The sequence below is a fragment of the Psychrobacter sp. 1Y10 genome, from assembly GCF_052259005.1.
GTDB lineage: Bacteria > Pseudomonadota > Gammaproteobacteria > Pseudomonadales > Moraxellaceae > Psychrobacter > Psychrobacter saeujeotis.
The window spans coordinates 1-12,275 of record NZ_JBQQES010000015.1; the positions used below are offsets into that span (position 1 = coordinate 1).

Below are 12,275 nucleotides of genomic sequence, written 5' to 3' on the forward strand. Positions count from 1 at the left end.
TAGTATGATATGAAAGATGGGGAAGCTTCTCGTCAATTTGTAGTTAACGAATTCTAAGTACCCTACTATGAAGTCTCACTACATTCGATCAGATCAAGATTTCTTGTAGTTTTAATCTGGTTGTAGTCTTTTATAGGCGTACCCTAGAGGAACCATCTAAAAGGCATCAAAAATCGATTAACAGACCACTTAAAATAGACTGTTATAGTAGAACTACTCTTATTAGACTAAGTCGCATAATAGAAATTCGTAATTTTAAATACACCAATATAAATACTCAAACCAACGCCTTATAAAGAAAATAAAGCCCAACTACGAATAACAATACTGAAAAACACTTTTTCAATAATTGCGGTGAAAGCATATGAGCGACTTTTGCGCCGACTTTGGCCGTAAAAAAGCTCATAATACTGACACCCAAAAAGGCATAAACATGCACAAAACCAATGGTGTTAGGTACACTCACTTCTTGTTGCATACCAAAAAACATAAACCCTAACGCGCCTGCTATGGCAATAGGTAGACCACACGCCGCCGAGGTGCCAACCGCCTTTTGCATGACCACATTATAACGGGTGAGATAAGGCACCGTTAAGCTGCCGCCACCAATACCAAAGATAGCAGAAGCGATGCCAATTACCCCACCTGCCGCCAATTGTTTAGGTTTTGAGGGTAGTACTATATTGTTATGGTTGGTATTACTGACATCATTAGCATGACTAGCGACCTGTTTTTTACCACCTAAAAACATCTTATAGGCGACCCACAGTAAAAACACGCCAACGATAAGCTGAAGATATAACCCAGATATCTGTCCCGCAATTCCTGCGCCCAAAAAACAACCAAGCACCAAACCGGGGGCGAGGTTTTTAAAGACCGGCCACATGACGCCGCCTTTTTTATGGTGCGCCATCAGCGAGCTGATAGAGGTGATAATAATAGTCGCAAGGGAGGTACCCAATGCCAGATGCATGACGTTATCAGCAGGGAAATCCATTTGGGTAAAGACAATAAATAGCAGCGGTACAATGATAGTACCGCCACCTACGCCAAAAAGCCCTGCTGCAAACCCTGCTAGCGCGCCAATGATTAAAAAAATGAATAATTCCACAGGTGAGTACTTTTTAGTTGAATGAAGTTGAATGGTGAATCACTTAAGCCATTTGTATTTGACTAACGTGATGATAAGCGCGATTAAAATAGACCAAACTCTCGCCACTCTCAGAGTCTTGCTCAGATTGGTTGATAGCGACTACTCGGCACATAAACACACTATGGGTGCCCACTTGCTGAATGTCCTCAATGACGCAATCAAAGCTCACCAACGCATCTTGTAAAACAGGCGCGCCAGTGACTAGCTCAGTCCAAGCGCCCTGCGCAAAGCGCTCCTTTGCACTTAACCTAGAGGCAAAGGCATTGGATAAATACTCATGCTGCGCGCCTAGCACATTAACCGTTAAGATTTTATTCTCTACAAAATGCGCGTGCGAGCGTGCCGCTGTATTCATACAGACCAGCAAAGTTGGCGGCGTATCGCTGACGCTACAAACAGCGGATGCAGTAAAACCATGACTGCCGGACACGCCTTTAGTCGTGATCACATTCACCGCTGTCGTTAATAGCGCCATAGCATTTTTAAAGTCGCTCGCTTCTATCATCATGTATCTCTTAAATTTGGTTATTGCTTATATATTTTGCAAGATTATCATACTGGGTTAAAAAACCAGCCTACAAAAACTAGTGACCTTTTAACTGATCCGTCAGCTCTTTTCGTACGATTGCCGCGCCTGCACTTAACGCTTGCAATTTGCCGCTTGCCACTTGGCGAGATAAAGGTGCCATGCCGCAATTGGTCGAAGGATAGAGCTTATCTGCATCGACGAATTGCAGGGCTTTGCGTAGCGTATCGGCAACTTCTTCAGGTGTCTCAATGGTATTGGTTGCCACATCAATGGCACCGATCATCACTTTTTTACCGCGAATCAATTCAATCAAATCCATCGGCACATGTGAGTTTTGACACTCTAAAGAGACAATATCGATATTAGATTGTTGCAGTTTAGGAAATGCTTGCTCATATTGACGCCACTCGGAGCCCAGTGTCTTTTTCCAGTCATTATTAGCTTTGATGCCATAGCCGTAGCAAATATGCACCGCCGTTTCACACTTTAGACCTTCTATTGCACGCTCTAACGTGGCAATACCCCAGTTATTGACGTCATCAAAGAACACATTAAAGGCAGGTTCATCGAACTGGATGATATCCACCCCAGCTGCCTCTAACTCTTTGGCTTCTTGATTGAGAATTTTGGCAAATTCCCAAGCCAGTTTTTCACGGCTTTTATAATGGCTATCATACAGCGTATCAATCATCGTCATTGGGCCAGGCAGCGCCCATTTGATTGGTTGATTGGTTTGCTGACGTAGAAATTTAGCATCGTCCACAAATACTGGTCTTTGACGGCTCACCGCACCCACGACTGACGGCACACTCGCCTCATAACGATCACGGATTTTGACCGTTTTACGATTTTCAAAATCCACACCATCTAGATGTTCAATAAAGGTGGTCACAAAATGCTGGCGGGTCTGCTCGCCATCACTAACGATATCTATCCCTGCATGTCTCTGTTCTTGCAATGTCAAACGTAGTGCATCTTCTTTGGCTTCACTCAATTGCTCCCCTTCTAATGCCCAAGGTGACCAGATTTTCTCAGGTTCTGCCAACCAAGAAGGTTTTGGTAAGCTGCCCGCGGTTGAGGTTGGTAATAATACTTTTGATGATAATGTTGTCATATTAATTTATCTTTTATATTTTGGTTTTTATAGTAAATACTAAGTAAATGTATGGTGCTTCGAGAAGTGACTGTTATATATTTTTTGTAGCCTCTGTCAGCGTAGACACAGCAAGCAAGAAAAATGTATAACAGTCTCACTAAATGGTTTCTACACCGAACTCGCTTCATATCTTGGCGAACGACATACCATTACGCAGCACACTTTTTTGTGATAGGTTGTTGCGTGTTATAGCTTGTCGCCCACTCACCAAGAATGGCTTGATAGGGCTTAATAAACTCATCTTCGGTAAATTTACCTTGCGTCACTGCCATCTGGCTGCGCTCTTCGCGGTCATAGACAATTTGAGTCAGTGAATAATCTTGATACTTTAAACTTGGCTGATATACGTGACCCGCGGTTGAGTTAGCATTATAAATTTCAGGGCGGTAAATCTTTTGGAAGGTCTCCATCGTACTGATAGCACTGATAAGTTCCAAATCGGTGTAATCACTCAACAAGTCGCCGGCGAAGTAAAACGCTAAAGGCGCCACACTACCTTCAGGCATGAAATAGCGCACCGTTAAGCCCATTTTATGGAAATAGTCATCGGTTAAGGAGTACTCATCTTGCTTGTATTCAACCCCTAATACAGGATGCTGATTGCCTGTACGCTGATAGACTTTACTGCTTGACACACTCAGGCAAATAACAGGTTGTTTGTTAAAGTTGGTTTGATAGGCTTCTGAGTTCAATAAATGTTGAAACAGTTTGCCGTGCAAATCACCAAAATCGTCTGCTGGTGGCGATTTTGGGTTTTTCTCAAAATGTGCTGGCAGTACGATGCTAAAGTCATAATCACGCACGTAAGATGAGAAGCTGTTGCCAATCATGCCATCAATACGCTTGTTTTCTTTATGGTCGATAATCGTTGTTTTCAGCGTCTCAATGACTGGGAACGTATGGCCATTGCCTTCGATATCTAAGTCTGCAGAGATGATATCAACTTCAACAGAATAACGGTCGGCGGTTGGGTTATCCCAATGCGCGAGATCATTAAAACGGTTATTTATCATAGTCAGTGTTTTGCGTAAGTTCTCTTGACGACTCTCGCCACGTGCCAAATTCGCAAAGTTAGTCGTCAGACGTGTGCTATCTGCAGGCTGATAGTTTTCATCAAAACGAATGCTCGAGATGGAATATGTAAATTGTTTACTCATGATAGATTGCCTTTATTCAAGATAAAACCAAATTTGTGTATGAGGTAGATCATACCCAAACTCTGACATGAATAAAAACGATACTATTTAAATTTAAGATGAATATTATTCATCTTAGTAAGGTTAGAACATAAAAGAAGAGAGCAACGATAGTATGGCAAATGATGGTTCAATGACATAAAAAAAACCAAAACTTATCTAATAAGTCTTGGCCTTTATCGATTAGTTATTATACTAAAAGAGTGGTAGTCAAAAAACTACTGCTTAGCCGCCTCAATCTGAATATTTAAATCCACCTGTTCAGTAATACCTAGCCGCGTATACTTACTGATATCCCACTCTCTGCGGTCAATGGTTGTCGTAAAATCACCACCACATACTGAGCCTTTCGCTATAAAACTAAAATAACAATTGAACTTAGTAGCGGTTAGCGTTACTGGATGAGTAATATCGCGAATAGTCAACTCCCCATCGACTCGGGTCACATCGCCCGTATTGTCATCAGCGAAATGCCACTTAGTAGACTTAAAGTAAGCTAGCGGATACTTGTTCATATCAAAAAATTCATCGCTTCTAAGGATGATATCAAAGGCTTTATTACCTGTATTTAAAGTGTTAATGGGAATGACTAAAGAGACATTGCCAGTGTACGCCTTTTGGTCGTATTCTAGCTGTCCGGTCAGATTATAAAAGCCACCCGTATTAGTTGAGGTATTAAAATGATCGATAGCGAAGCGTACATTGCTATTTGCAGGTTCTAGCAAATAGCTAGCAGCATGACTACCAGTCATACTACCTATAATTAATGATAACGCTCCTAAAAATTTGACGTACCTGCATGTCGTTTTAGAACATTTCATTTTAGAAAGTGCAAATCGGCTCATCTCTATAGTCCTTTATTGATAATAGCTGATTAGTTTTACTACCTAGCTTCTAGCCTACTCTCATTTATGACTTATAACACGCTTTCATACTATGATTTTTCAACGACCGGATTATTATCTTTACCATGCGGGATCAACCATTTAGCAAACCACCCTGACAAGTCATCCATCAAAGTATATACGACTGGAATTACGACCAAACTTAATAGCGTTGAGGTTACTAGACCGCCTAACACAGCAGCCGCCATCGGACGCCTAAAGGTAGGATCAGCATCACCCCAGCCAAACACGAGCGGCAACATGCCAGCACCCATTGCAATAGTGGTCATAATGATAGGACGGGCGCGCTTGCGACAGGCATCGATGATAGCCTCAAAACGTGCTAAGCCTCTGTTTTGCGCAATAATGGCATAATCGACTAATAAAATAGAATTTTTGGTGGCGATACCCATCAGCATAATAAAACCGATCATCGACGGCATCGATAGACTACTGCCTGTAATGACCAAACCCACGAATGCACCGCCTATCGATAACGGCAGCGCCATTAAGATAGTAAAGGGTTGTAAAAGCTTCCCAAAAAGTAGAATTAAGACGCCTAAGATACAAATAATACCCACCGACATGGCAATGACAAAACCGCTAAATAGCTCAGCCATGTTTTCCGCTTGGCCCTGTGCAATCATCGTAATAGAGGCTGGGAGTTGCTGCATGGTAGGGGTGTTTTTGACTGCATCTACCAATTCACCAAGCTCACCTGTACCAGGCTGCACCGTAATCGTGATTGAACGTTCACGGTCAAGACGGCTGATCTTTGCAGGCCCTGTACCAAAATTGAGGTCAGCCACTTCGCCGACACGCACACCTTGTCCGGTTGGGTTTGTACTAGGTACATACAAGCCTTCTAACTGATTGACGTTTTGTTTGGCTACATCAGGCAAGCGCACCACAATAGGAATCTGCCGCGTATCCAAATTCAGCTTGGATAGGCGCTGCTCATAATCACCCACTGTCGCGATTCGTAAGGTGGTTGCGATATCTTGTGTAGTGACGCCTTTATCTGCCATTGCTAGCCGATTAGGGGTTACAGTCAGCTCTTGTTGCGGTAAGCTGCGATCACTGGTGACCGCGCCTGCAATTGGTAATGCGCGGATATCTGTCATAATTTGCTGCGCAGTCTGCTCCAACACTTGCGGATTGGTACTGGTCAACGAAAAGCTATACCCTGTCTCGCCGCCACTTGATAGCCCTACTGTAAAGCGTGCACTGGGCACTTCTGTTAATATGGCGCTAATATGTTGTTCAATCTCCTTTTTGGGTATCCGTTCGGCACGCGGTGTCAAAACAATATCTAAACTGGCGATGTTTTTTGCGCCACCACTACCACTAGAGCTGTTTGGCCCCATCGCCTCTTGTGCTTGTCCAACTGAAGAAAAAACATGGGCAACTTCAGGCAATGCTAAAATACGCTCACGTGCCAATGCGGTCACCTGCTCGGTATCTTCAAGCTCAACATCAGGCGTCAGCTCAATCCCTACTCGCGTTTGATCAATGTCATTATCAGGAATAAATGAAGTCGGTAGTAGCTGCACTAGGGCTAATGACCCTACAAATAATAATAAGGTAGCCCCCATAGTTAACCAGCGATGATGAAGTGTCCAGGATACTATCTTTAGATACCAGGTCATCAAGGCGCTTTGTTTTTCGACCCGGTGTTTTTCTGGTCGCAAAATGTAGGCTGCCATCATAGGGGTAATCAAGCGTGCGACCAATAGCGAAGCAAAAATAGCCATCGCCGCTGTCCAACCAAACTGGCGGAAGAACTGCCCAACCACACCGCCCATAAAGGCTGTAGGTAAAAACACCGCAATTAAGGTAAAGGTAGTGGCAATGACTGCAAGCCCAATTTCATCAGCGGCTTCCATTGCCGCTTCATAAGGCGTTTTACCCATCCGTAAATGGCGGATAATGTTTTCGACCTCAACGATAGCATCATCGACCAACACACCGATGACAAGTGATAACGCCAATAACGAGATAATATTAAGGCTAAAATCAAATAGATACATACCCAAAAAGGTAGGAATGACCGACAATGGCAAGGCTACAGCGGCGACAATCGTTGCACGAATATTGCGTAAAAATAAGAACACGACGACGACTGCTAGAATACCGCCTTCAATCAACATACGTAATGAAGACTTATAGTCCTCTTCTACTGGGGTCGCACGGTCGTAGACTTTTTCGACCTCGATATTAGTCATCTCAGCACTTAACTGCGCCAGTGCCGCATCCACTCTTTTGGTAACTTCAACTTCACTGGCACCGCGTGAACGAGTGATGTTAAAGGCAACCACGGTTTCGCCATCTAATTTGGCAACAGAGCTAGGATCAGCCGCGCCATCCATCACTTCAGCCATACGGCCTAACGCTTGCGTGCCTCCAGTAGGGACGGCAATCTGTAAATCGTTAAGCTCGCGAGCGCGTTCTACTGCACCCAACACCCGAATGGTTTGAGTCGTAGTACCAACTTCAGCTTCCCCGCCTGCGCTGTCTTGCTGAATACCAGCGATCTGCTGAGACAATTGAGGGATGGAGAGTTGCAAACCACTAAGCATGATAGGGTCAGCGGCAACGGTAATCTCACGCTCAAGACCACCAATCCGACTAATAGCGCTTACCCCTTGAATATCAGATAAGCGCTTGGTAATGGTGTCATCAACGAACCATGATAAGTCCTCAACACTCATATTATTCCCAGTCACAGAATAGGTGACTACTGGAAATCCTGCTGTCGACACCTTGGTAATAATAGGATCATTAGCAGCTGCTGGTAAGTCTCCACGTACCTCACCGACAGCTGAACGCACATCGTCCATAGCTTCTTGAATATCTTTTTCTAACACAAATTCAGTAGCGATAGTAGCTGCGCCAGTTTGTAAGGTAGTACGAATGTGCTTAATACCCTCAATACTGGTTAGCCTGTTTTCAATCTTTTTAGCCACATCATTTTCGAGCTGTGACGGTGCGGCTCCCGGCAAAGTAACCGTCACTACGACCGCTGGTAAATCAATATCAGGGAACTGCTGCACTTTCATTTGTTGAAAGCCAAACAAACCACCGAGTGTTAGCAAGACAAATAATAAAATCGCAACAAGCGGGTTTTTAATTGAATAGGTAGATACATTCATATTCATGATGTTGCCTGCACAGCTCTATTTTCCACAATGCGTACTAAGTCACCATCATTTAAAAAACTACCGCCTTGCTTGACTACTCTAGTATCGCTCGCTAAGGGCTCTGCAAGTATGGCGCTGTCGCCAATACGATTTCCTAGGGTCACACGCTGCTGTTGAATACGTCCAACCGTTTTGTCATTCTGGGTTTTGATATCCGTCACTAGCATCACATAATCATAGCCATCGTTGCTGACAATAGCGCTATTGAGCACCGTTTGCATGCTCTCGCTACCGAGCAAAAACTCACCGGTTTGGTACATACCTGCACGCGCTGCAGAATTGTCATTTAAGCTTGCATAAATAGTAATTTGACGATTATTATCCGCTGTCGGCGCGATACGACTGACTTGTCCCATTACTGCTTGATCTCTTGGCAAGCTGACTTTAACAGGCGTACCCACGTTTACATCACCAATAAGCTTAGGGTCGATATCAGCACGCCACTCTAAAATGCCCCCCTTAATAATCGTAAATAATGGCTCGCCACCTGCGACCATGCCGACCTCAGCCATCTTGTCACTGATTACCCCACTCACTGGCGCGACGACGTTGGCATTCTCAAGATTTAGGCGCTGATTGCTTAAGCGCGCTTTTGAGGCTTGCAAGGATGCTCTAGCACGAATCTCAGAAGTACGGTAACGGTCCGCCTCTTGTTTACTGATAGCATCGATATCAAGTAGCGGTAGCACACGTGCCGCATCTGCACTCGCATTGGCAAGCGTGGCTTCGGCTTCGGCCACGTCTGCTTCTGCTTGCAAGACCTGCTGCTCCATCGCGTCGGTATCGAATATTGCCAAAACTTGACCAGCTTTAACGCGTGTTCCCTCTTCGACCAATACTCGTTCAATCGCCACCCCATTGACCTTGGCACTGACGGTGGCAATATCCTTGGCACTAATCGTACCGTCAGCTGTTAGCGTATTGCCGACACTATCTTGACTCGGCTGTACGGTTTCGACCGTTAAAACTGCTTGATCGCTATCGGTATCAATAAGCACCTTATCACTTTGTGTCCCAGAGACAACGGTCGACTCATCCGTAGTCGAGTCATTGCCACCCCAATATTTTCCTAACAGCACACCAATGACCAGCACTGTTACCAGTACAGGCAATAGCCACACTGGTAGCTTTGACGAAGGTTCATGCTTGGGCATATCAGGGTTGAGATAAGGCGGCAACTCAGACTCAGGTGTAGAATTAGACACTTGCTTATCATTAGGGTCTTGAAGGTCACTCATAGTTGGTCTCTATAAACAAGCACATTGATAAAAAAGAGGATAAACGTTAATTTTTAGCGGGGTGATATAGACAGTTTATATTATTGAACGCTTTTTGCATTGTAGTCTATCGTACTAACAGGTCAACTGTCGTTTATCCTTTTTTATCAATAACTCACTAAGAACTATCGTTAGAATATGAAGTAAACGTGCAGTAATAAGAATATAGATGTAGGAGTCTATGAGTGGGGAATTGTATGATTAACTAAAGAGCCTTTCATGACTCACAAAAAAAGGCTAAAAAATATAAGAACAAGAAAATATAAGAGTGAAGAAATCTCTAAATAAAACTTCTTTTAAAATATACAAATTGGTCAGATACATAGAAAAGGATAGCACTGACTATTGTTTTTGCATCTATAGTTTATACATGGTTAAAGTCCTACTTACCAAACTATCTTATACGCCTTCTTAAGCATTAGTATAGCGGCTGGCCTCAGGCATCCAGCGATGTATCAGCTGGCTGACATCAGCTTTACGCGTGGGGTCTGCAATTAAATGCTTGGCCAAACGCTGAGCAATGGCAAATAACTGCTCATCACGAATCAAATCCGCCAGATAATAGCCTACATTACCCGTTTGGCGTTTGCCAAGTAGCTCACCCGGCCCGCGTAGCTCAAGATCTTTTTGCGCAATCACAAAACCATCGGTGCTATCGCGTAATACATTAAGACGTTCTGTACCTGTATCCGACAATGGCTTTTGGTATAGCAATACGCAGAAACTCTTGGTCGAGCCACGCCCAACGCGACCACGCAATTGATGGAGTTGCGACAGACCCAAACGCTCGGCGTTTTCGATGACCATCAACGACGCGTTCGGTACATCAACGCCGACTTCGATGACCGTTGTAGCAATCAACAAATCAAGGCTGCCCGCTTTAAACTCTTGCATGATGGCTTGTTTATCAGCGGACTTCATCTTGCCATGTACAAGGCCAATACGAATATCCAAACGCTCATTTAAGTCCTCGAAAGTCGCTTCAGCGGCTTGCGCATCGAGTACGCTCGACTCTTCTACCAAGGAGCACACCCAGTACGCTTGCCTACCTGCCTCACAATTAATCGCGATGCGTTCGATCACTTCATCGCGGCGGTTGCGATCAATGGTCACGGTCGTAATCGGTGTACGCCCGGGTGGTAGCTCATCGATAATTGAGGTGTCCATGTCGCCATAGACACTCATCGCGAGCGTACGCGGAATAGGCGTTGCGGTCATAATAAGCTGATGCGGCGTACTATTCGCCACACCTTTATTGGTCAAGGCCATGCGCTGCTCAACCCCAAAACGATGCTGCTCATCAATAATGACTAAGCCCAATTTGGCAAATTGTACCTGCTCTTGAAATAAGGCATGAGTACCGACCACCACTTGCACCGTATTTTCGCTCACGGCTTCTAACGCTTCGCGGCGCTGCTTTGCGGTTTGTTTGCCAGCCAGCCAACCGACTTGGATACCCAACGGCTCAAACCACTGTTTAAAGTTTAACAAGTGCTGTTCTGCTAAAATCTCAGTCGGTGCCATGACCGCCACCTGCCAGCCGCTATCAAGCGCGTAGCCCGCTGCGCCTGCTGCGACTAAAGTTTTACCTGCACCTACATCACCCTGCACCAATCGCAGCATTGGAATAGAAGTCGCCATATCAGTGGTAATATCTTTCATCACACGCTGCTGCGCACCGGTTAGATCAAAGGGTAATGCTGCAAATAACTTATTAGCCAATGGGCTTTGAGTGGTGCATTTGGGCGCTTTATACTGGTGCAGCTGCTGACGGCGATATAACAGACTGAGTTGATGCGCGGTTAGCTCTTCGATAATAAGGCGCTGACAAGCCGCATGCGTACGGGCACTTAGCTGGGTTAGCAATTTATATTGTTGCCCAGCGTCGGTATAAGTAGGCGGTGTATGCAGTAGCACCAACGCTTCAAATATTGTTAAGTTGTAAACATTGCTGTGAGCATTGTTATGAGCGCCACTAACGGCGATCGAATTGCCTTTGTTACTTGCGTCATAAGTAGTCACACCAGCTTTGTTAACGTGGTCAGTAGCAGCGTTGTCTGGCACACTACGCGCCAATGCGGAGAATATGTCTTCTGAATAATCCGTCTCTGTAACCAGTAGTTTAGTCGGCTCAAAGGGCGCTAATGGCAAATCTGCTACTACAGCAAAATCCTCTGGCGTAAATAGCGTCATTGGTAGACCTTGGCCGCGTACGGTTTGTAGGGCCAGCTTAATCAAAGTACGTAATTTATTTTGATGCAGGCCTTTGATGCTCGGATAGATGGGCTGTAGGCCCGTGTTGGTAATGGCGACACTATCAGTCAAAATCTGATATTCAGGATGATGCATCTGCTTGCCGTAACGGCTGACTTTTACTTCCCCAAACAGCTGTAGTCGCGTGCCCACACTCATGGTCTGGGCAAGACCACGATAAACCTTGAAGAAGCGTAGAGAGATTGTGCCAGTATCATCATCTACAATCACCGTCATACCGCTGCGTTTGGTCTCGACATGTACCACCCGCCCCGTGATTAATGCCGCTTGCCCATGTCCTACATCTGCGATAGATACGAGTCGGCTACGGTCTTCATAATCTCGCGGCAAATGGAGCAATAAATCAAAAATCCGTGTAATACCCAGTTGCGTTAATTGCTCTGAGACTTTTGGTCCAACACCCGCCAGCGCCGTCACTGGCATATCTAATGCTGAAGCCGACTGTTTGGGCAACACAATGTTTGATAAGTCGGCTATGGAATGGCTAGATATTGGCATCAAAAACCTTAAAGATATTATTTTAAATTCTACATACTTAAATGTTTTATACTTGATTATTGTATGACACTGATGATGAAAGTATACCTAACTATGACGACAATCAAT

8 protein-coding genes are annotated in these 12,275 nt (G+C 44.6%); all 8 read right to left on the reverse strand.

The annotated features are described in order from the left end of the window. Positions 1 to 277: 277 nt before the first annotated feature. Entirely contained in the window at positions 278 to 1,111 is an 834-nt protein-coding gene (locus ACTXGH_RS13445; protein WP_439262960.1) for a sulfite exporter TauE/SafE family protein, read from the reverse strand. 43 nt (positions 1,112 to 1,154) lie between these two features. Next, positions 1,155 to 1,658 carry a flavin reductase gene (locus ACTXGH_RS13450; RefSeq protein WP_439297143.1) on the reverse strand — a complete coding sequence of 168 codons (504 nt, stop codon included), beginning with the start codon at positions 1,656 to 1,658 and terminating at the stop codon, positions 1,155 to 1,157. A 79-nt stretch (positions 1,659 to 1,737) separates the two neighbouring features. Beyond that, the gene (locus ACTXGH_RS13455) at positions 1,738 to 2,796 is read right to left on the reverse strand and encodes a methionine synthase (RefSeq protein ID WP_439297142.1); all 1,059 of its coding nucleotides are present in this window, start codon (positions 2,794 to 2,796) and stop codon (positions 1,738 to 1,740) included. Positions 2,797 to 2,987: 191 nt separating this feature from the next. Next, positions 2,988 to 3,995 (reverse strand): DUF1852 domain-containing protein, encoded by a 1,008-nt coding sequence (locus tag ACTXGH_RS13460; RefSeq protein WP_439297141.1) that lies wholly within the window; start codon positions 3,993 to 3,995, stop codon positions 2,988 to 2,990. 257 nt (positions 3,996 to 4,252) lie between these two features. Further along, positions 4,253 to 4,879 carry a YceI family protein gene (locus ACTXGH_RS13465; protein WP_443561774.1) on the reverse strand — a complete coding sequence of 209 codons (627 nt, stop codon included), beginning with the start codon at positions 4,877 to 4,879 and terminating at the stop codon, positions 4,253 to 4,255. 89 nt (positions 4,880 to 4,968) lie between these two features. Further along, positions 4,969 to 8,076, reverse strand: a complete 3,108-nt coding sequence (locus ACTXGH_RS13470; protein WP_439297140.1) for an efflux RND transporter permease subunit — start codon at positions 8,074 to 8,076, stop codon at positions 4,969 to 4,971. After that, positions 8,073 to 9,356, reverse strand: coding sequence for an efflux RND transporter periplasmic adaptor subunit (locus tag ACTXGH_RS13475; RefSeq protein WP_439297139.1), 1,284 nt, complete (start codon positions 9,354 to 9,356; stop codon positions 8,073 to 8,075). The genes ACTXGH_RS13470 and ACTXGH_RS13475 overlap by 4 nt, the downstream gene beginning before the upstream one ends. Positions 9,357 to 9,806: 450 nt before the next feature. Further along, positions 9,807 to 12,167 (reverse strand): ATP-dependent DNA helicase RecG, encoded by a 2,361-nt coding sequence (gene recG / locus ACTXGH_RS13480; RefSeq protein WP_439297138.1) that lies wholly within the window; start codon positions 12,165 to 12,167, stop codon positions 9,807 to 9,809. Positions 12,168 to 12,275 lie beyond the last annotated feature (108 nt).

Coding starts and splice junctions, on each gene's coding strand:
- ACTXGH_RS13450 (WP_439297143.1), bottom strand. CDS start 1,658: ATGATAGAAGCGAGCGACTTTAAAAATGCTATGGCGCTATTAACGACA.
- ACTXGH_RS13455 (WP_439297142.1), bottom strand. CDS start 2,796: ATGACAACATTATCATCAAAAGTATTATTACCAACCTCAACCGCGGGC.
- ACTXGH_RS13460 (WP_439297141.1), bottom strand. CDS start 3,995: ATGAGTAAACAATTTACATATTCCATCTCGAGCATTCGTTTTGATGAA.
- ACTXGH_RS13465 (WP_443561774.1), bottom strand. CDS start 4,879: ATGAGCCGATTTGCACTTTCTAAAATGAAATGTTCTAAAACGACATGC.
- ACTXGH_RS13470 (WP_439297140.1), bottom strand. CDS start 8,076: ATGAATATGAATGTATCTACCTATTCAATTAAAAACCCGCTTGTTGCG.
- ACTXGH_RS13475 (WP_439297139.1), bottom strand. CDS start 9,356: ATGAGTGACCTTCAAGACCCTAATGATAAGCAAGTGTCTAATTCTACA.
- recG (WP_439297138.1), bottom strand. CDS start 12,167: ATGCCAATATCTAGCCATTCCATAGCCGACTTATCAAACATTGTGTTG.